The organism is Pontibacter aquaedesilientis, assembly GCF_014773225.1.
GTDB lineage: Bacteria > Bacteroidota > Bacteroidia > Cytophagales > Hymenobacteraceae > Pontibacter > Pontibacter aquaedesilientis.
The window spans coordinates 297,253-317,457 of sequence record NZ_JACXAJ010000001.1 but is presented as its reverse complement, the minus strand read 5'-3'; the positions used below and the strand labels follow the sequence as shown (position 1 = coordinate 317,457).

15 protein-coding genes are annotated in these 20,205 nt (G+C 49.9%); 3 read left to right on the top strand and 12 right to left on the bottom strand.

Annotated features, from left to right (window positions below; translation table 11 throughout):
* Positions 1-20: 20 nt before the first annotated feature.
* The 12 genes from H9Q13_RS01345 to H9Q13_RS01290 all read right to left on the bottom strand — a co-directional run bounded on the left by H9Q13_RS01345 (position 21) and on the right by H9Q13_RS01290 (position 17,954).
* On the bottom strand, positions 21-1,361 hold the full coding sequence (locus H9Q13_RS01345; protein WP_191181959.1) for a polysaccharide lyase 6 family protein: 1,341 nt from the start codon (positions 1,359-1,361) through the stop codon (positions 21-23).
* A gap of 195 nt (positions 1,362-1,556) precedes the next feature.
* A complete protein-coding gene (locus tag H9Q13_RS01340; protein ID WP_191181958.1) occupies positions 1,557-3,035 on the bottom strand; it encodes an IPT/TIG domain-containing protein in 1,479 nt (492 codons plus the stop codon).
* A 59-nt stretch (positions 3,036-3,094) separates the two neighbouring features.
* A complete protein-coding gene (locus tag H9Q13_RS01335; protein WP_191181957.1) occupies positions 3,095-4,603 on the bottom strand; it encodes a RagB/SusD family nutrient uptake outer membrane protein in 1,509 nt (502 codons plus the stop codon).
* A 12-nt stretch (positions 4,604-4,615) separates the two neighbouring features.
* A complete protein-coding gene (locus H9Q13_RS01330; RefSeq protein WP_224744066.1) occupies positions 4,616-7,762 on the bottom strand; it encodes a SusC/RagA family TonB-linked outer membrane protein in 3,147 nt (1,048 codons plus the stop codon).
* Between the two features lie 272 nt (positions 7,763-8,034).
* Positions 8,035-8,700: a bifunctional 4-hydroxy-2-oxoglutarate aldolase/2-dehydro-3-deoxy-phosphogluconate aldolase gene (locus H9Q13_RS01325; RefSeq protein WP_191181955.1), complete on the bottom strand. Its 666-nt coding sequence runs from the start codon at positions 8,698-8,700 to the stop codon at positions 8,035-8,037.
* An 11-nt stretch (positions 8,701-8,711) separates the two neighbouring features.
* On the bottom strand, positions 8,712-9,737 hold the full coding sequence (locus tag H9Q13_RS01320; protein ID WP_191181954.1) for a sugar kinase: 1,026 nt from the start codon (positions 9,735-9,737) through the stop codon (positions 8,712-8,714).
* Positions 9,738-9,888: 151 nt separating this feature from the next.
* Positions 9,889-10,656 carry an SDR family NAD(P)-dependent oxidoreductase gene (locus H9Q13_RS01315; RefSeq protein WP_191181953.1) on the bottom strand — a complete coding sequence of 256 codons (768 nt, stop codon included), beginning with the start codon at positions 10,654-10,656 and terminating at the stop codon, positions 9,889-9,891.
* A 47-nt stretch (positions 10,657-10,703) separates the two neighbouring features.
* On the bottom strand, positions 10,704-11,999 hold the full coding sequence (locus H9Q13_RS01310) for an MFS transporter (protein WP_191181952.1): 1,296 nt from the start codon (positions 11,997-11,999) through the stop codon (positions 10,704-10,706).
* The gene (locus H9Q13_RS01305; protein WP_191181951.1) at positions 11,996-12,355 is read right to left on the bottom strand and encodes a cupin domain-containing protein; all 360 of its coding nucleotides are present in this window, start codon (positions 12,353-12,355) and stop codon (positions 11,996-11,998) included. The genes H9Q13_RS01310 and H9Q13_RS01305 overlap by 4 nt, the downstream gene beginning before the upstream one ends.
* 5 nt (positions 12,356-12,360) lie before the next feature.
* Positions 12,361-14,577: a heparinase II/III domain-containing protein gene (locus tag H9Q13_RS01300; RefSeq protein WP_191181950.1), complete on the bottom strand. Its 2,217-nt coding sequence runs from the start codon at positions 14,575-14,577 to the stop codon at positions 12,361-12,363.
* Positions 14,578-14,580: 3 nt separating this feature from the next.
* Positions 14,581-16,962 (bottom strand): polysaccharide lyase 6 family protein, encoded by a 2,382-nt coding sequence (locus tag H9Q13_RS01295; RefSeq protein WP_191181949.1) that lies wholly within the window; start codon positions 16,960-16,962, stop codon positions 14,581-14,583.
* A gap of 293 nt (positions 16,963-17,255) precedes the next feature.
* Positions 17,256-17,954 carry a FadR/GntR family transcriptional regulator gene (locus H9Q13_RS01290; RefSeq protein WP_191181948.1) on the bottom strand — a complete coding sequence of 233 codons (699 nt, stop codon included), beginning with the start codon at positions 17,952-17,954 and terminating at the stop codon, positions 17,256-17,258.
* Between the two features lie 344 nt (positions 17,955-18,298).
* Between H9Q13_RS01290 and H9Q13_RS01285 the strand changes: the two genes are divergently transcribed.
* The 3 genes from H9Q13_RS01285 (at position 18,299) to H9Q13_RS01275 (ending at position 20,033) form a co-directional block, all read left to right on the top strand.
* Positions 18,299-18,715, top strand: coding sequence for an STAS/SEC14 domain-containing protein (locus H9Q13_RS01285; RefSeq protein ID WP_191181947.1), 417 nt, complete (start codon positions 18,299-18,301; stop codon positions 18,713-18,715).
* A gap of 17 nt (positions 18,716-18,732) precedes the next feature.
* Positions 18,733-19,521, top strand: coding sequence for an alpha/beta fold hydrolase (locus H9Q13_RS01280; protein ID WP_191181946.1), 789 nt, complete (start codon positions 18,733-18,735; stop codon positions 19,519-19,521).
* 68 nt (positions 19,522-19,589) lie between these two features.
* On the top strand, positions 19,590-20,033 hold the full coding sequence (locus H9Q13_RS01275) for a hypothetical protein (RefSeq protein WP_191181945.1): 444 nt from the start codon (positions 19,590-19,592) through the stop codon (positions 20,031-20,033).
* The last annotated feature ends 172 nt before the right edge of the window (positions 20,034-20,205 follow it).

Sequence of the window (20,205 nt, the reverse complement as noted above, 5' to 3'; positions counted from 1 at the left end):
TACTGGTCTCGAAACTGCCTTTAAAGCGCAGGCCGCAGCCACTCCGGGCCAACAGCGTCGAGGCTAACAGGCAGTTCCCGATCCGGCGCACCTTTCACTTTCCAAATGCCGTTCTTGCCTTTCACAAAGGTTTGCTTGTTTCTGGTGAAACCCTCTACTGGGGTGGGCACACCAATGGTATACTTGTTTTCGCGGAAGGTAATGCCGGGCAAGGGGTTTTCCATTTCGTACACCACCTTGCCAATGGGGTTGTAATAAGTGTTGTCGGCGATAAGAGTGCGCTCCGGTTGCTGCGTTTGCTTTGCTCTGCTGCCCACGCCCAATTGCCAGGGGCTGCAAAACACAAACGTATTGTCTTTGATCGTGACATCGCGCACCTGGTGGTAGCCGTTCAGCGGAGAATTTATAATACCGTTCATCACCACCAGACTGGACTTGTTCTCGCTGCCGTTCAGTTCCTGCAGAAAGTTGCCGTATACCTGGTGGCCCTGATTGATCACGCGTATCCCGCCGGTGCCCTTCACTCTGTTCCCAATAAACACATTGTCGCGGACGATGTTGTTGTTGCCGTGGCGCAGCACCACAGACCCCTGCGACTCGTAAAACACATTCTGTTGAATCACATTTTCGGCTGATTTGATAGAAATGATCTCTGCCTCACCATCGCAACGGTAAAAGTAATTTTGCTCCACAACCGTCTGGGAGCGGTGCATCGAGTGGTCCGAAGTACCGATACGGATCGTTTCGCCACCGTTTTTGCCCAGCGCGGGTCGATGTCCGAAATAGTTGTGGTCAATGCGGTGCTTGTTCTCAAGGCTGGCCGAGTCACTGAGCCATACCACGAGCGTGGTGCCCTCGCTTTTCTTGCCCTCCAGCATGTTGTGATCGAAGCGGTTGTACTTGCCGTAGATGTTCACCCACTTCTCGTCTGCGCCCACATTGCTGTAATCCTGAATCACGCAGTTGGTGACGCGGCAGTTGTTGGCTACTGTTTTAGAGTCTTTTCGGAAGGAAATCACCGTGTTAGAAGGCGCCATCCCATTTTTAAAATGCAGGCCGTTTACCTCCAAATGCTCCCCGGCTATCCGGATTTCGCTTTGGCCGCTCAGGATCACTTTTCCTTTTTCCTGGGCGAGGAGCACAATAGGCGCTTCGGGTTTGCCATACCCCTCAAACAGGATGGACACGTTTTCCCATTGCCCGTTGGCCATCACCAGCGTGTCGCCGGGCTTGGCCTTGGCAATGGCTGCTTTCAACTCTGTCTGGTTTTTCACGAGGGTACTAGTGGCGCGGGGTGTCCAGGCACTGCTCCCAAGTCCGATGAGCAGGAAAAGGCAAATGAGGATACGGTACTTTGTCATAGGGTATGCTATGAATGTTAAATGCGGTGAAAATGGTGTTTGAATAACCCACCCCTACCCCTCCCAAGAGGGGAATTCTGTAGGTAGTTTAATAAGTATTACACATAAAAAGCACCGGTTAACCTGTAGCCTATACTTGCTAGGCAAGTAAGCAGACTGGCTAACCGGTGCGGGTAAGAAAACTTTGGCTATCAGTTAAAAAGAATCTGTCATGTCCACGGCGCCAATGCCTGTCAGAACTTTATCCGTAATGGAGATCCAGTCGATGTTTACTTCAATTGGCACGTTCTGCTGGCTATCTATCAGGAAGTTCATGCGGGCATAGCTGTCAGTAGCAATTTTGGCATCTGTGACTGCCGGACCCAGATCTTTGAGGCGCACGGCGATCAGTGCCCATTGCTTACCGTCTTCCCCAAACACTTCTTTATACTTTTCAGGGCTCAGGTTTTTCAGTCTCAGGTAATAGCTATCCGAGTTGGTCAGGTATAGCCTGATGGTAGGCGTGGTGTTGTTCACGTTTAGCCAGAAGTGCAGCACAGGCTGGCCGCTGGCGTTGTTGGCAAACATCGTTTTCCAGGAGTTGTTTGCCTGCTTGTCGAAACGGATATAGGTGATGGAGCTACCGCCTGCGTCGCCTTTCGAGTCGAACATGTTGGCGTGATAGTAAGCGTTTCCTGCCGGGAAGGCTGGCTGCTCAACCGTACCGTTGATGGCACTGCTGAGGGTGTTTGCCGATTTACCTACCGTTACAGCCGCCAAACTTCTGTCCTCGAAATCGAAGTAAGTCTCAACGTTGCTGGCAATGTAGGCTACCGGGCGCTCCAACACTTGCTGCTCGCCATTGTTGGTGTATTGCAGTTTCAGGCTGGTTTTGGCAGTTGTGCCGCCTGGTGCCACAAAAGAGAGGGAAACTGCCTGCTTATCCGTAATGGTAGCCTCGGTTGCTCCTACAAAAACTTTTTCGACCATATTCAGGTTCTGCCCTTCCAGAGTATATGTTTTCCCTTTTATAAGGAGCGGTACCCAATTGCTTACCCGTGGCGATGGTGTGATGATTTGCACGCCAGACTTAACGGCGACTTTCTCGCTACCCACCGGCGTGAAGTAAGAATAGGAAATATCTACCACCTGATCATTAGGGAAAAGCGGCACAAGCACCGCAATGGAGGCAGCACGCTGGTAAATGATGGTGGCTGCCTTTTCGCCGAAAAACACTTTGTCGATTACATTGAGCTTGGATCCGCCTAGCACCACTACATTGTTAGCGAGGAGTTCATCCTTTATCTCAGACAACTCCGGCTGCACGGCCGGCACCGGATAGTTAATCTGCAACGTGGCTTCCGAAATACCTTCTTTCTTTGCTGCTGTCAGTACTCTTACCTTGCCGCTCTTTGCCTGCGGCGCAACCTGCAACACCAGCTCGTTGCTGTTTATGCGTCTGTAGATGGGGCTTAACACACCGCCAATATACACGCTGTCCACAAAGTTCAGGTTCTCGCCATACACGGTTACAAGTTCCTTAACGTCTGCCGCTTCCGGCTTAAAAGAAGTAATAATGGGGTTCACCCCACGTATCTCTTCCAAAGTTTGATCCACTTCCTCATCATAGCACGAGGTCATGAGCACCAGTACCATCAAGAACTGGAGTAACCTATAATTCGATAGCTGTAACATGCTGTTTATTCATTTTATGTAACGATACATTTTCTAATAGGGCATTGCTTCCTCAGCCACTAGTACCCGATATTCTGCGTAACCCGGGGGTTCACGTCCAACTCAAACTGCGGAATAGGCAACACGAGCTGCCAATCTGTGATTGGTCCGGTGGAGAAGAATCCCTGACTGGGGTTGTTATAGTATGGCTCTGTCTGGAAGTGTGCGTTCATGATCGATTTGGCCAGGCCAAGGCGCAGCAGATCGAACCAGCGCTGGTTCTCAAACGCGAACTCCAGGCGCCGCTCTTTTGCCAGGGCAAGTACAAAGTCGTAATAATTACCGGCATTGGTAGTGGAATAGGGTTCGCTGCCGGGTTTTGCACGTCTGTGTACCTGGTTAAGGTATCCGATGGCCTCGCCGGTTGGGGCTCCGCTTTTCTCGTTAATGGCTTCGGCCAGCAACAGCAACACATCGGAATAACGCAGAATAGGCCAGTCATTTTCGGCATCGAACGCTACCGCAAATTTGGAAAGGTACTTCGTTACATAGTTGAGGTTGGTCACCTTCCCTCCTTTGCCAACCCAGCTTTGCGCCATAGAGGCTTCTTTTCTGGCCAGGTCGCCTTCATTCAGAAAAGCGTTGGTAATGCTCTCGGTGGGATAGTTGTACTCCTCGCCGTCTCCGGTCACAACATAGTTTTCGCTGTTGTCGGGCCCGAACAGGTTGGCGAACGGAGAGCCCAGCCCTACGTTGCCCGAGGTATAGCGCACCGCAAACAAAATCTCGCTGTTATACTCATTGCTAATGCTGAACACCGAAGCATAGGTATTCTGCAGGTTGTATTTACCCACTATCTCGCGCAGCAGGCCCTCAGCTTTCTGTGCGTCTCCAGAGCCTTTGGCCGTCAGGAGCGCTTTGGCCCACAATGCCTGCGCCGCCCATTTGCTTACGCGTCCTTTGGCCACATTTGTTTGCAGCATGCCGGTAGCCTTCTCCAGGTCTTCAAGTAAGAATTTGTATACCTCTGCCTCTGTGCTGCGCTGGTAGTTCTTCCCGACAGCCTCTACCCCTGTCATGGAGTGGTCTGTGATAAAAACGCCGCCCCACAACCTAACAAGGTTGAAATAGGCCAATGCTCTTAAAAAACGTGCCTCTCCCTCGTACTGCCCTCGCAGCACCGGGTCAGTCACGACCTCGATGTGGTCCAGCACATCGTTGGAGAGTGCAATGGTGCGGTAGGCCGCGCGCCAATAGCTCTCAACATACTCGTTAAGGGGGTTCACCACAAACCGGTCCAGGTCACGCACGGTTATGTGTCTTGCAACACTGGCACTCGGAGTTATGGTGGTGTTATCGGAACGGATTTCAGTAAGCGTCCACTCATCCTCCATCATACCGTGCAGGCTGTTGTAGGTGGCAATGAGCGCCTGGTTCACATCTTGTGCGTTCTTGTAAAAGCCGCCCTCTTCTACCTCAGAGATGGGGCGAAGGTCGAGCTTGTCTTCGCAGGAGGAGATAAAGCAGGTGGCCGCTACCAATGACAGGCTGATACCTGTGTGCTTTAATATCGTATGGATAGTTCTCATTTCTATAGCAACTTAAAATTTCACATCAACACCCATGGTCACTGTGCGCTGTATCGGGTACGCTCCACGCTGATAGCCCACAATAAGCGGTGACTGGTACACGCCACTCGTCATTTGCGCTTCCGGGTTAAGGCCCGTGTATTCATCAGCCATCAGGTATAGCAGGTTGTAACCAGAGACATATACTCTAATCGTCTCCAGCTTTACCCGGGAGGCCAGCGATTTGGGCAGGGTATACCCCAGCACGGCGCTGCGCAGGGCAGTGTAAGAGGCGTCATGCACCAGGTAGTCTGTGTGTACCCAGTCCCGGCCATTTTTCTCACGGGGCTTCGACGCGGCATAGTCTGGGCTGAACCAACGGCCATCCGTGTAATCGTAGTGCAGGTAGCGCGACTCCGTATAGAAACCGTCTCCACTGAATACTTCAGCTCCCTGAGACCCTTCAATCACCACGCTTAGATCAAAGCCCTTGAAGTTTATTCTGTTAGTCAGGCCCCAGGTATAGTCAGGGAACGGGCTTCCCACCGCCGTGCGGTCGTTTGCGTCGATCACGCCGTCGCCGTTGATATCGGCCACCCGTATACCTCCAGGGGCATCCTCAGCAGAGTGCGGGTTGGCATTGATCTCTTCCTGGTTCTGCCACACACCGATTTTTTTGTAGCCGAAAAACTGCACCATCTCCTGCCCTACCTTAGAAAGGTACTGCTCCCCTCGCTCACCAGTGTTGATGAACTGCTGGGCACCTCCCAGCGAAAGCAGCCTGTTACGGTTTGCAGAGACGTTGGCCCCAACTTGCCAGCTAAACTCAGGTTTGTTAAAGGCATAAGCACTCAGCGACAGTTCCAGGCCCTTGTTCTCAATGCGGCCAATGTTGTTCCAGAAATTGCGATAGCCTGAGATGGCGGTGATGTTTTGCTGATAGAGCAAATCCTGTGTTACAGAGTAGTAATAGTCAGCGGTGAGTGACAGTCGGTTTGAAAATAAGCCCAAATCAAGACCATAATCAAACTCAAGGGTTTTTTCCCAGGTGATGGCGCTATTGGAGATTGTCTCGTTGATCTGCCCAAGGCCTTGTGCGACACTGCCTATACCGTCGCCAAAAACATAGTTGGCGCCAGCCAGCGTGTTCACATTCACGTAGTTGGCGATGTTGTTGTTGCCTGTCAGGCCTACACTGGCGCGCAGTTTAAATTGGTTGACAACGCCCAGGTACTCGGCCCAGAATGCTTCATTGGCAACGTTCCAACCGGCCGATGCCGACGGAAACGAACCATACTTTCTGCTGTCGCCAAACCTGGAGGAGCCATCTGTTCTCATCGCAACAGAGAGGAGGTACTTGTCATCGTAGGCATAATTAACACGCCCGAGGTAGGAGATCAGGGCATCCTCTTCCTTTAAGGTATAGGAGTTTGCCAGGTTAAGCGTGGTGGCCGCATTCACGGTTGGCACGTAATCGGTAGGCTGCTGCGAGCCCTCTATTGAGGTGTGCTTGTAATCGGTGTATTGGTAGGTATAGCCAGCCAGTGCATTGATCGTATGCTGGCCTTTTGCCCACTTGTAATCCAGCGTGTTTTCACTCAGAAGGTCTTTGGTGAGCAATGTGTTATTGGAGGAAAGGCGGAGGCCGGCTTCATCGGCTTGCGAACTACGCCATCTGTCGTAGTCTCTGTACTTAATGTAGGTACCAAATGTCGTTTTGAAGCGTAGGTTCTTCACAATGTCCCACTGCAGATTTGAGTTGGCAACCAGGCGGTAATCGTACTGTTGGCGCGATTCATTTTCCATGCGCGAAACAGGGTTATTATTGCCAGTTCCCCAGATGTTGGAGTTTGTAACAGACTGCTGGTTTCCCTCGGCATCCATGTAGGTCAGCACAATATTCCTGTAGTGCCTGCCGTGCGCATACTCCCCTAGGGCATAGCCTGTGGCAGCAGAGGTATAGGCGTTGTGCCTGACCGGCGACCAGGTATGGGTACGGGTGAAATCTGCGTAAGGCACCGAAGACCTTTGGGTACGCGTATAGGTGGGCTTGATATCAAGTCCAATCTTGATCTTCTTGGTTAATTTGGCGTTTATTTTGGCAGAGAGGTTAAATCGGTCCAGACTGTTATCCTTCAGTATGCCCTCATCATCCACGTATTGCCCCGATATGAAGTAGTTCACGTTTCCGCTTCCGCCAGCTACGTTCAGCAGGTAACTTTTCATGGTTGTCAGGTCGCGGGTAGCTTCGTCCTGCCAGTCGGTTATACCTGAGTTATCGGCGATCAGGCGCATCATCTTCTCCCTTGCCGTAAAGTTCAGTACCTTGGCCTCCCTCCCTGCGCGTGCGGCGGCAGCATTCTCAATCAGTTGGTTCTCGCGGAGCAGCATGTCGGTATACGCATAGGCATCCATCACATCCTCTTTCTTATAGAATGACTTCACACCGAATGAGGACTGGAAATCGTAGCGTGGCTCATTTGCCTTACCCTCCTTTGTTGTCACCAGAATTACCCCATTGGCTCCCCGCGAACCGTAAATTGCGGTTGAACTCGCATCCTTCAGCACCTCGATCGAAGCTATGCTGGCAGCGTTTATAAACTCCAGGCCGTCGTTTGTAGGATAACCGTCCACCACCACAAGCGGAGCGCTTCCGGCACTGATCGAGCTGACGCCCCGTATACTCACTTCAGGCGCCTGGCCGACTTCAGACGTAATATTCTGAACCCTTACACCCGCAATCTGGCCTTGTATAGCCTGGTCAATGCGTGAGACAGGGATCTGCTCCAGGTTCTTGTTCTCCAGTCGGGAGATAGAGCCCGTCAGGTGCGATTTCTTCTGTTCGCCGTAACCGACCACCACAACTTCGCTTAGCTGCTTGGTGTCGGGCTTCAGCGACACATTCAGTTGCTTCTTCCCTTCCAGAGGCACCACCATTTCCTCGAAACCTATATACCTGAAAACCAAAACACTGCCTGCTTCGGCTTTTACCTCGAAACTGCCATCAGCTCCGGAAGCCGTCCCGACAGTTGTACCTTGCACTATTATCGTCACACCTGGCAGGGGCTCTCCCACATCATTGGTAACTTTTCCGGTAACAGTGCCGGCCGCCTTATTATTCTGCACGGCCTGTGAGTAGCCGGTAGCGCAATACAACAGCAACACAGCGTACAGAAGCATGTATTTCAACAAATTTCTGCTTTGTGGCTTTGCGGGTAAAGCATTTTGCATAATTTTAATGGTTTAAGGTGATAAGTTAGAAAAGGGATTTTTGGTATACCTTTAATTGGTCAACCAATATAATTAAATTTTAATCATATATTCTATTTTTATAAGGCTTTTTTAGTAAAAAACTTTCAGCCTGTAACAGAAACCTTCAATCAAGCTAAATTACTGATATATTGGGCACTAGAAACTGGAACGCTTCGATTGGTTTCTTCTGATAAGATGAATCAGGCTACCCCATTGCGAATACGTTTGATGGCGTCCAAGGCCGCTTTTGTAGTTTGCTCGATAGCACCGTAGTTGGACTTATCCGCCATCAGTTTTGATCCTGCCCCAACGCAGCTTACCCCTGCTTTAAACCAGGGCGCAAGGTTTTCCTCCTCCAGGGACACGCCACCGGTAGGCATGATCTTAGTCCAGGGGCAGGGGCCCTTAATTGCCGATACAAAACCTGGGCTTATACTTTCGCCCGGAAAAAGCTTCACAATCTCAGCGCCCAACTCTTCAGCGGCCGCTATTTCGGTAAGCGTTTGGCAGCCAGGCAACCACAACACCTTGCGGCGGTTACATACCTTGGCGATATCCTCGCGAAGCACTGGCGTCACAATAAACTCAGCACCGAGCTGCATGTACAAAGCGGCCGTGCCTGCGTCGGTAACGGAGCCAATGCCCAATATGAGTTCGGGCAACTCAACCCGCGCAAATTTCACCAGGGCGGCAAACACCTCGTGCGCAAACTCTCCCCTGTTGGTAAACTCCACAACCCGGGCTCCACCTCTGTAGCAACTGCACAGGATTTGCTTGGCTACCTCAAAATCGGCTTCGTAAAAAAGCGGGATCAAACCTGTTGCCTCCATGGCTAAGGCTACTTCAATTCTTGTGCGTCTAGACATTCGATATTGTTTTAACGGGATACACGTGCGGCAACGGAGCCACCCTCTAACAGCTTGGCCACATCGGCCACTTTCACTAGGTTGGCGTCTCCTTCTATGCTATGCTTCAGCGCAGATGCGGCTACAGCAAATTCCAGGGCATACTGCAAGTCATCCGAATGTTTGATCAGGCCATAAATAAGACCGGCCATAAAGGAATCTCCTCCGCCTACGCGGTCAATGATCGGGTTCAGGTCGTAAGTCTGGGATACAAGTGACTCATCATGCTGGAGCATCAAGGCGGCCCAGGTATTGTGGCTGGCATTTACGGTGCGGCGCAGGGTAGTGACTGCGGTTTTGATGTTGGGAAACTTTTGCACCAGGAGCTGCAGCACCGCCTCGTTATAGGCTGGGTCATCTATATCATACCCCTCCGCTTTTATGCCGAAATAGTGCCACACATCATCAGGGTTAGCAAGCACCACATCGGTTCGGGCCAATAATTCTGTCATGATTTCCTCCGGCGAATCGGTATACTGCCATAGTTTGCTGCGGTAGTTCAGGTCACAGGAAATCTGCAAGCCGAGCTTTTTAGCCATCTTGACACCCTCCAGGCAAACTGCCGCCGCACTTTGTGAGACAGCCGGCGAAATGCCCGACCAATGAAACCACTCGTGCCCGGCAAGATGCGCTTCCCAGTCTATCATGCCCAGCGTCAGTTCAGCAAAGGAAGAGTGAGACCGGTCGTAGATGACTTTGCTGGAGCGGAAACCAGCCCCGCTTTCCAGAAAGTATAAGCCGAGCCGGTCTCCGCCTGTGTAAACTCCCTGCGTTACCACCCCATACCTGCGAAGTTCCTGCCACACGCACTCACCTAAATCGTTGGCAGGCACACGGGTAATAAACGAGGCAGGAACGCCGAAAGTAGCCAGTGAAATGGCCACGTTGGCTTCTGCCCCCCCATAACAGGCGTTAAACTGCCTGGCTTGCCCAAACATCTGGTGCCCCGGGGTAGACAAGCGCATCATGACCTCTCCAAAACAGGCTACTTTTTTCATAAGGCTTCGTGTTAATTATAAGCAGAAAACAACAGTGTTCAGGTCGCTGTGGGTGCCCATAACATGAACACCTCCAGTTACTTCAACAACTTTTGCCTCTAAACCTATCATCTTTTTATTAAAACAGTCTGATAATTGTGCTTTACCTATTTTATATACCCAAGGCCTGCCCACCACCTACTTGTATGGTCTCAGCGGTAATAAATGAGGCATCTTTGCTAGCCAAGAAAGAAACAACAGAAGCTACTTCTTCAGGCTTGCCCAGTCTTCCCAGCATAATATTATCTTTCCAGGAAGCGAATACTTCAGGCTTGGTGGATTTGATCTGGGCGTGGAATGGTGTATCGATTGTACCAGGGGATACCGCATTTACTCTGATGCCGTATTCAGCTAGATCTTTCGCCAGTGCTCTGGTGATGGCATGAACCCCGGCTTTGGAGGTGCCATAGATTCCCGCTCCAGGTCCGCCGGCATTCCATCCTGCGTTTGACGTGTAATTGATGATAGAAGCGTTTTCTCCTTTTTTGAGGTATGGGATAGCAGCTCTTGAAGTAAAGAACACTGAATCAAGGTTTAGCGCCATCACTTTTCTGTAGAATTCAGTCGTCATCTCTTCAAATCTTGCTCTACCTCCTAGGCCTCCGGCATTATTTACCAAAACATCGATTCTGCCATAGTTTTCGCCGATTCTATTAAAATTGCCGTTCACCTCATCCTCATTGGTAACATCAAAACCATAATACTCTGCTCTGATACCTTCTTTTCGAAGCTCTTCCACCTTTTCAGCTCCCGCATTATCGTCGATACCGTTTAAGATCACCGTAAAATTATCTTTACCTAATCTTTTTGCTACCTCAAACCCAATACCTCCAGTGGCACCTGTTACAACTGCTACTCTATTTTCTGATTGATTTTCCATAATCCTTTATGATTTAATTAGGATTGTTATAAATTATTTGATAAAAACTAATTCAATACAGTTTCTTGTTTTGCTTTCACCGTGATGGGCTTAATCTCGCCGCTAAGTACCCAAACAGCAAGCATGGCAAGCGGCACCAGAATTGCGCCCAGTACGAAGAAAGGAACATAAGAATCTACTGTAATCACGGGCACCAGCCATGTGGTAATAAGAGTACCCACAATGGCAGCCGTACCACTGACGCCAGCCAAGGAGCCAACAGATTTTCCTGAGAAGAAGTCGCTGGGTAATGTTTGGATATTACCAATAGCTATCTGAAACCCAAACAGGATAACAGCAATCAGCAACACAGCTATTAGCGGCGTAGCTGCAAATGCGGTCAAGATCAAAGCAGGCAGCATGATGGCTCCACCAAGGGAGATGATTATTTTGCGGGTTCGGTTGACACTCCAACCTTTTTTAAGCCAGAAGCCAGCCAGCCAGCCCCCGAAAAGGCTTCCGATGGCTGCCCCTACATAAGGCACCCAAGCGAACAGGCCTATCTGCTTCACGTCAAAGCCAAATCGGTCAGCTAAGTAAATCGGAAGCCACGACACGAACAGCCACCACACAGGGTCGATGAAAAAGCGAGTCGCGATTACAGCCCAGCTTTGTCTGTAGCGCAGCATTTCAAACCAGCCTGGCGCATAGTCTTCCACGGGCTCCGAAGCCAAAAAGGAGGATTTTTGTCCTGATAAGATATATTGCCTTTCTTCGTCTGTTAGCCAAGGGTGCTTGCCTGGAGATGCTTTGTAGAGGATAATCCACGGAATAACCCAAATGATGCCTAAGGCAGCAATGACTAAAAATGTGGTGCGCCAACCGATGGCTACATAAAGCAAAGCAATGATGGGCGCCGACACCACAGCCCCGATGGATGCACCGGAATTGAAGATACCCTGCGCAAAAGCCCGCTCCCGGATCGGGAACCACTCGGCGTTGCTTTTGGTGGCACCGGGCCAGTTGCCCGCCTCGCCAAAGCCCAGCGTGAACCGGAAAATACCGAAGGATGTAACCGATTTGGCAACCGCATGCAGGGCAATGGAAGCCGACCAGATTACAATGGATAGCACGAATCCAGCCCTTGTGCCCAGGCTGTCGAAAATCTTACCGAAAGCAGACTGGCCCACGGCGTACGCCACCATGAAAAAGGATAAGATGAGGGCATAGTCATCCTTGCCAAGGTTTAGCTCTTCTGCAATACTGGGCCACATCACGGCCAGGGCATTGCGGTCGATGTAATTGATTACCGTGGCTAAGCCCACCATGCTCACGATAACCCACCTGAGTCCTTTTACTTTCATGTTGTAAGTGTTTCAGGTTTAAAGAAATCCTCGCGAATCGGGCTGAAAACATCGATCAAGACACCTGCCTCCTGGCATACGGCGCCATGCCATACATGCGGCGGAATGTAAAAACCATCTCCTGAGCGTAGTACTTTCTTCTGGCCGTCTATCTCCACCTCGAAAGCGCCGCTCACCACGTAAGTTGCCTGGGCATGAAAATGCTCATGCACGGCACCAACGCTTCCTACCTCGAACTGCACTTTTGCCATCAGAATCGTTCCGTCGTAACCCATCAGCTGACGTTTTACACCAGGGGCTACTTCTTCCCAAGCCAACGTTTCACCGAACAAGTACTCTTCACTTTGCTTTTGCATATCTTTTATTTTTTTAGTTTGAAATAGTGATAAGGTCCTACCCAGTTCAGTTTGCCTGACTGCGTTTTTATGTTATGCTTAGATTTAGCTGCGGGGTTAGTAGCCAACGTAAAGGCACGCAAATCGCCGTTCACGGTCTCTATCCAGATGATTTTAGCGCCGTCCTGCTCCTGCAGGCGCAGCGACTTGATCTGGCTGCTGGCCTGGGTGGTGTACTCGTCTTTGGCGTTAAACTCGCCGTGCGGCTCCAGCACCGACACAAAAACCGTTTGGCCGGCATTGCCTTTTTTGCGGAGCATCAACCCGGGCTCGTTACGAAGGTTAAAGTTAGGGTCGTTGGCACCAATGCGCGTGAACAGCATTTCGGCGTTCTCACTGCCAATGGTGGAGTAAGTATAAAACCTGTTGCCGTTGAGCCAGGTAACCTGTGCCGTACCTGCAGGCAGCTTGCCTTGCGCCACCTGCCACAGGTGCTCGTAGCCATTCTTCTGCCCCACCGCCTTCAGTTGTGAGCTGTTGCTTTGCACCTCAAAGTTGGTGTTGATCAGCTGCCCCTGGTAATATAAAGGCAGGTCATACTGCTGCTGCGAATCTTTTGCGTTTACCTCAAACACATCAAGTATAATCGGCTGGTCAAAGGCTTCATCGCGGAGCATGGCCATGGTGCGGATAAAGTTCACGCCTGGGTATACTTCCTTTATCTCCGCTGACATCACCTGCACATCCTTGTTAGAGACATCGAAAAAGCGCGATGTCGGGAATGACTTCATACCCAGGTCATAGTCGCCTTTGAAGTGGCTCTGCTCGTTTACCAGCACCGTGTTATGCGATACTGTTTGCTTGGCCCAGGTCTTGTTTTCCGGTAGGTAGTGCCCGCCATACTTGGCTTCCACATTCAGGTAGCGCGCCGCGCCGTAGTCTTGTATAATCTCGTTTCCGTTGTCGTAAAACAGCCAGGTCAGTTTGTCGAAGTGGCCGTGGCCCATACCCTGTGCGCTATACTTCATCACCAGGGCCTCGTCTTTGTCCTGAATGCCGGAGCGGAGCACACCCACAGCACCTTCGTTGCCCTTAGCGCCATCGCGCAGTTCCATTGAAGTAAAGTTGAAAGGCTGCGCCTCCTTGTTATCCAGCGCTTTTGCCACCTGCACGCCTTCCGCAGAAAGGATCACCTCGCCCTGCTTCTCGGCAATAGAAAGTAAACGCTTGTCCTGGGTGTGGGCATAGGCGATGTTGGTTCCGTACACTAGTTCTACCGACCGCAGGTCTTTCTCTTTCAGGGCATCGTTGAACGGGAAAAACTTCATATCATAAGTCAACTGTAGGGCCGTATTAATGGCTTTTAGCAGAATATTGTCGCGGTAGCTGAAGATCTTGCGCTGCGGCTCGTTGTTGGCAATCGCCTGCGCAAAAACCACAAAAGGCATCAAAGCATAGCGTTGATAGTAAGGACCTTCGGTATAGTATCCGTCCGGTGAGAACAGTTGGTCGAGCTGCGCTATAAATCCGCCCGTCCCTTTCTCATCCAGTCCGTATAGCGACTGCTGCACCAGCTTCTTATCGTTAAGCACATAGCCCGTCATACCTACAGCAGCAACTGCCCAGGTACCGTGGTTATGGATTTTGTTGAACGTTTCGGCAGATTCTTCGGAAAGGAAGCGGGCAGCCGGGTAGAAAAGATTTTTCTCTATGTTTTGAATCTCCTGCTGGCTCAAGTGTCCTTTCACGGCATCATAGGCTTGGATAGTATAAACCAGCCACACGCAATCATTCAGGCTTTGCCAGAAAAGCTTGCCCGGCGACTGCTCTTTGCGCTCCGGGTGCAGGCCCAGCGTCGGGTAAAGCTTTGCGTAGGCGTTGAGCATGTTCTTCACATACTGCAGGTACTTGTCTTCGCCGGTTACCTGGAACAAGATACCGGCCTGGTGCATGGCCTTGTAGTTGCGTTTGTGCTGCTCGTGCGTAAACCCGCCACCGGCATCCTTGGGCACAGGCACGTTTATACCAGCCCTCATGAGCGCATCGGTGCCCTGCTTAGTCTCCTGAAAACTGGAAGTAAGCAAGGGGGCATTGCCAAGCGTGGCCTTAATGGCAGCTACTCCGTCTGGTGTAAGTATAAGTCTAGGATATTGCTGTGCTTGTTGTGCGTGAGCGGGTGAGGCATGAACCATCAGTGCCAGCGCCAGCAAAACGGTGAAAAAGGTGCGTAACGAGTGTATCATGTACTATAAGTTGTTTCCGTTGGGGTTCAGTTTTCCGTCGCTCCAGAGGGCACCAAGCGGTTTGCCGTCGCTGCCTTTGCCCAATAATTTTGAGCCTGACCTGAGTTGAAAATTGCCTTGTCCGGGTTGGGTATATTCTGGTTGCGCTGTGTACATGTGCTTGCCAGTTACATTGCCATAAAAGGAGTCAATTTTGCCGGACTGGTAGAGATTAGAGTAGTCGATGCGGTTATGCGACCAGCGTGGGCTCTCGAAGAAAACCGCCCGGCCACCTTGCCCGCTGTTGCTAAAAATGCTGTTAGTGATTTCGGCCCATTGCACGCCCACCAGGCGCAGTACCGAGCCAAGTTCTGTGTTATTCACTTTATTGAAGGTGCAATGGTCCACTTTCAGGTATGGGCCGGCCGTACTTTCGTCGTTGCCGCCGCGGTATAAATCCAGGGCGCTCCCCATTACACCGTTAAAAAGGCAGTTCTCTAGTATAACATACTCTGCGTTATACTTGCCTTTGTCATCACGTTCGGCCGACAGGTTGATCGCTATACCTGAAATATCCTCGAAGCTGGAATTGGTGAAGGAAACTGTATCGGCAAAGGTGCTCTGGTAGGCTTTAAAAGCGCCTGCACCGGACTCGTTGAAACCGTAGAATGCACAGTTATTTACAAACAGATTGTAGTGCTGGATCATCGGTTTGGTGCTTGTCCGGATGGCCTGGTCGGCTACACCTCCGTCAGAATACCCGTTGAAGGCAATCCCCTCCATTTTTACTGTGCCGCCCTTTGCAATCGCGAGCAGCGCCTGTCCTTTGTCGTTGTAGCTCATCTGGATGACAGGCTTTGTCGCGAGGCCGGACTTGGCACGCAACGTTATGCCGTGCGGCAACTCTATCGTTTTGCTGATGTTGTACTCCCCTACTTCCTGCAATTCGATAACCGCTCCTTCTGTTGCGTTTTGTATAGCCTGCTCCAGCGCTCCTTTTTCTCGTGTAACCTTTGTTATAGAAGCCGCTGCTGCGTTTGCGATTTCGGGCTTGTACCAGCTTACGCCGGTTGTGTTGGCGTCAGCTGGAAGCTTAGGAGAGAGAGTCCCATTGGCAGAAGCCCACAAACCTTCTGCTGTTTTCTGTAGCTGAAGATTTGAATGCTCAAATCCGTCTACTTTGAAGCCTTTCGCGGTACCGATTACTTTATTGTTCTGGAAGGAAACCCCGCTGATGTCATCCAGGGCGGTGTATGGGGCCTGCGCAGTGGGCGTATAGAAGATATTGTGCTGCACCTTTACGTTCTGCGGTGTGGCAGTGCGCTCGCTGTCGCTACCCACACCGAACTTTACATGGGCGCAATTCATAAAGGCATTGTCTTTTATCACAACATCCTTAACCTGGTGATAGCGGTTAATAGGCGAATCTGGCACTCCGTTCATCACACCGAGCGCAGCAAAAAAGCGGTCGCCTTGCAAATCCTGAAAATAGTTGTTCTGGATCGTGTGGCCCGCATTTATTACCCGAATACCGCCGGTGTTCTTGCGGTTGTTGCCGATAAAGTAGTTACCCTCTACTAAGTTATTGTTGCCGTGACGCAGCGCTAGTACGCCTTCCGACTCATAGAAGGTATTGTTACGAATGATGTTCTCCCCGGATTTGACGGAGATAATCTCCACTTCCCCGTTGCAGCGGTTGAAAAAGTTATTCTCTACTAGGGTGTTGCTGGACGTGAGCGATAAAGTGGAGGTACCGATTCGCATGGTTTCGCCGCCGTTGGAGCCGAGGCGAGGCCGCTCCCCGAAGTAGTTATGATCGATACGGTGGTGGTTCTGCTGGCTTTCCTTGCTGTTGAGCTGAACGACCAAAGTAACGCCACTGTTGAGTTTGTTGTTCAGGTAAGTGTGGTCTACGCGATTGTTCCGGCCGTACAAGTCAATCCAGGTGTCACTTTTAAACCGGTCTGGCTGGTTATACCCGTCTATCACACATTCCGTTACCCGGCAGTTATAGGCCAGGTTGTCTTTGTCTTTTCTAAAAGCGATAACCGCATCGTCTGGTGTATAGCCATTCACAAACACCAGCCCCGACACCACCAGGTACTCCCCTGCAATCTTCAGACTGGACTTACCCTCTAACTTAACGGCACCCGGATATTGAGCCATGAGCACAATGGGTTTATCCGCTGTTCCTTTTCCTTCAAACACCAGGCGGGCGTCTCGCCAAACGCCTGCAGCCATACGCAGCGTATCACCGGGTTGCGCACGGGCTATAGCCGCAGCAAATGCTGATTGCTCCACAACCATGCTTGCTGTTGGCGTGGAGGTATGGGTTTTAGTAAACGTACTGCAACCAAATACCATAAAGGCAGCAAGGCTCAGAAAAAAGGGGTAGTTTTTCTTCATAACTGCTTGAAGTAATCGTTTCTTTATTTTAAACCTTCTATGGATTCGGTTAGCCTCTTTTAATATGCTGTTAAGGTATCGCTGCGATGGTGAAGGCAGAAGTGAAACTCATTCAACATCTAACCAAAGCAACTTAGCAGGTCGTTTCCCTAAGAGATTACTAAGCTAAGGAAATTTTGGTAAACTTTAAACTGGTTAACCAATTTAATTTTCAAAGGTCCTTTCTTGCGTTTATTTTGCCATCTAGGTACAGCAAGGCTCTCAGTAAGTAGTAGCGCTATACCTGGGTGTGATTAGCTTTTAAAATTTACGACATCTTTCAGGTGGGTGCTCATGGCAGCTTCTGCCTTATCGGGGTCTTGTATGCGAATGTATTCCAGAATGTCCATATGCTCTTCCAGTGCTCCATAGGGTCTGCCTCCGCCACAAACATTCTGTTGGGTAAAGTGTGTTAGGATATCGGGTGTCACGATGAGCATTAAGGATTTGAGCACACTGTTTTTGCTTGCCTCCGCTATACGGATATGGAACATCAGATCTTCTTCGATACCTTGCTTGCCATTTTTAACCTTTGTCCGGTAGGCTTCCAGCGCTCTTTCCAAGTCGGCAAGATCTTCCTCAGTCCTGCGCATGGCCGCTAGCCGTACGGTTTGCTTTTCAAGAATCAAACGTGTTTCAATCAAAGAGTGGAAGTCGTGCCCCTCTACCATCAACACATCCGTAATCAACCCCTCCAAAGCTGTAATACCCAGGCCTGCGACAACGGTTCCGCTTTGCGGCAATGTCTTGACAATACCGTAAAACTCGAGCTTACGGATAGCGTCCCGCACATAGCTTCTTCCCACACCCAACTTCTCACACAATTGGCGCTCAGGCGGCAGTTTGTCTCCAGGCTTCAGCTGTCCGGAAGAAATAAGTTCCTTTATTTGCTTAATGATCTTATCAGCAGGTTTCTCAACTACTATCTCCTTAAAATTACTTAATACTTCCATAGCCTTTCTATATCTAATAATTTACAAACCTGTAATTGGTTAACCAATTATACAGATAATATGTTACCGTTACAACTATTTCCGTTTAATTTTTTTGAAATAAATGTTTCACGACCAAGCTGAGGGTAACCTGGGGCCTGTTCAATGGCCATAAAACCGATGATTGGGTAGGCTGGTGATTGGTTTTCATTTGAAGATTTCTCTCAAAACACGCATCTCCGAACAGCCCACCACCCCCATGTTCTCACCTGATCCTGAATCAGTCCTGCCTATCTCTCAGGGCATAAATATAAGCCATGCTTTTTGTTCTGTTTTATAGCTATCTTTGGTGACAGCTGTAAAAGATGAAACAAGAATTAAGAAATGCATTTGGCAGAGTTTTCCTGACTATTGAGGTCATGCCGACCGACAGGTGGGTCTATGTCAATTGGATGGGATACCTTACTCCGGATAATATTCGGACCGGGGCAGAAGCTTACATCAAAGTTTTGCAGGAGCAGGGCTATACCTGCGTCCTTAACAATACTCGCCTTATTGTAGGATCCTGGGATCACTCTATGGATTGGGTAATTCAGGACTGGGCTCCGCGTGCAGCCAAGAGCGGATTAAAACGCCTGGCCATGATCAGCACGCCGGAGACCTTCGGGGAGGCTTCGGCATCCCGGTTTTACACTGACCTAACGGCATTTCAGACACAGCTTTTCGATGACAAGTCCAAAGCAGAGCAATGGCTCCGACAGTATTCATTAGTTAATCACTGATTAAATCTTATAATCCGATGAGTGTACTAAAAAGAAATAACGTGACGGTGAAAGGCAAGGGCCAGCAACCAATGCTGTTTGCCCATGGCTACGGCTGTGACCAAAACATGTGGCGTTTCATTACGCCAGGCTTCGAAGAAGACTATCAGATCATACTTTTTGACCACATCGGCTTCGGTAACTCCGACACTTCCTCCTATTCCAAAGAAAACTACTCTTCCTTGAAGGACTATGCCGCAGATATACTGGAAATATGCCAGGAACTGGAGCTGAAGGACGTGATTTTTGTGGGTCATTCGGTCAGTGCCATCATTGGCATGCTGGCAGCCATCATGGAACCGGAGCGCTTCTCTAAACTGGTGCTTATTTGTCCCTCCCCGAGTTTTATCAACGATGGCGACTACGTTGGGGGCTTTACCAGGGAGGCTATCGAAGGCCTGCTGGAATCGCTGGAAAGCGATTACCTGGGTTGGTCTAATACCATTGCCCCTGTTATCATGGGGAACCTTGACCGGCCTGAGCTAAGCCAGGAGCTGGCAGGTAGTTTCTGCACGAGTCACAAAGGTATAGCGAGAGACTTTGCCCACCTAACTTTCCTGTCTGACCATCGCAAGGATTTGCCTTTGGTGAAGACCGATACACTGATATTGCAATGTTCCGACGACGCAATCGCTCCTTTACTCGTAGGAGAATATAACCATCAGCAAATACAGGGAAGTAAGCTGGTGGTGCTTGAAGCAACCGGGCATTGCCCAAACCTGAGTGCTCCTGCAGAAACGATTGCAGCGATGAAAGGCTTTTTGTAAACAAAAATGCACTTCGGGTGCTGGGAGGTAGTTTGAGAAGGCTATCTAGAATTTAAACGAGCAATAGCGTGTTTGAGAAAAAAGAAATAGCACCTTCCACTACTAAAAAGGAGCTTCAGAAGGCAAACGGAGACATTTTTTTAGAAATAAGAAGAATGTCTGACAACTCCTTTATAGCCACCAACTGGATTGGGTTACAGTCCTTAGAGACAGTGATGATGGGTAGCACTCAGATCTTGACTATGCTCCGGGAAAGGCCTTGCAAAGGCTTCCTGCATGGCAACCACGAACTGATTGGACCTTGGGAGATAGCCGTAAACTGGCTTGTTCAGAAGTGGATGCCGCAGGCCAAGGCAGGTGGTATACGTTACTATGCCTATGTGCAGGGGCCGGGCATTTATGGGCAGCGTTCATTCGATGCATTCTATGAACTTGTCAAAAATGAATTTGAGGTAAAAGTCTTCACCGAAGAGGAAGACGCCAAGGAATGGCTTCAAGAAAAATCGCTTTAACATCTACCCTTTAAACCCTTCCCGGTTTACCCCACATACCTAATCAAAACCCTATAAATTCCCCGTTACATTCTTTCAGCAACAGTTTCAAGTATGTAAGCAATATGGCGTGAAAGTCTGCCTCTAGGTATAAGCACTTCATAAAAGCTACAATGCCCACAAGCTTAAAGAA

Excerpts from the sequence above, each read along its gene's own strand:
- H9Q13_RS01330 (WP_224744066.1), bottom strand. The coding sequence starts at position 7,762 with ATGCTTCTGTACGCTGTGTTGCTGTTGTATTGCGCTACCGGCTACTCA.
- H9Q13_RS01295 (WP_191181949.1), bottom strand. The coding sequence starts at position 16,962 with ATGAAGAAAAACTACCCCTTTTTTCTGAGCCTTGCTGCCTTTATGGTA.
- H9Q13_RS01325 (WP_191181955.1), bottom strand. The coding sequence starts at position 8,700 with ATGTCTAGACGCACAAGAATTGAAGTAGCCTTAGCCATGGAGGCAACA.
- H9Q13_RS01340 (WP_191181958.1), bottom strand. The coding sequence starts at position 3,035 with ATGTTACAGCTATCGAATTATAGGTTACTCCAGTTCTTGATGGTACTG.
- H9Q13_RS01300 (WP_191181950.1), bottom strand. The coding sequence starts at position 14,577 with ATGATACACTCGTTACGCACCTTTTTCACCGTTTTGCTGGCGCTGGCA.
- H9Q13_RS01345 (WP_191181959.1), bottom strand. The coding sequence starts at position 1,361 with ATGACAAAGTACCGTATCCTCATTTGCCTTTTCCTGCTCATCGGACTT.
- H9Q13_RS01280 (WP_191181946.1), top strand. The coding sequence starts at position 18,733 with ATGAGTGTACTAAAAAGAAATAACGTGACGGTGAAAGGCAAGGGCCAG.
- H9Q13_RS01285 (WP_191181947.1), top strand. The coding sequence starts at position 18,299 with ATGAAACAAGAATTAAGAAATGCATTTGGCAGAGTTTTCCTGACTATT.
- H9Q13_RS01335 (WP_191181957.1), bottom strand. The coding sequence starts at position 4,603 with ATGAGAACTATCCATACGATATTAAAGCACACAGGTATCAGCCTGTCA.
- H9Q13_RS01290 (WP_191181948.1), bottom strand. The coding sequence starts at position 17,954 with ATGGAAGTATTAAGTAATTTTAAGGAGATAGTAGTTGAGAAACCTGCT.
- H9Q13_RS01310 (WP_191181952.1), bottom strand. The coding sequence starts at position 11,999 with ATGAAAGTAAAAGGACTCAGGTGGGTTATCGTGAGCATGGTGGGCTTA.
- H9Q13_RS01320 (WP_191181954.1), bottom strand. The coding sequence starts at position 9,737 with ATGAAAAAAGTAGCCTGTTTTGGAGAGGTCATGATGCGCTTGTCTACC.
- H9Q13_RS01305 (WP_191181951.1), bottom strand. The coding sequence starts at position 12,355 with ATGCAAAAGCAAAGTGAAGAGTACTTGTTCGGTGAAACGTTGGCTTGG.
- H9Q13_RS01315 (WP_191181953.1), bottom strand. The coding sequence starts at position 10,656 with ATGGAAAATCAATCAGAAAATAGAGTAGCAGTTGTAACAGGTGCCACT.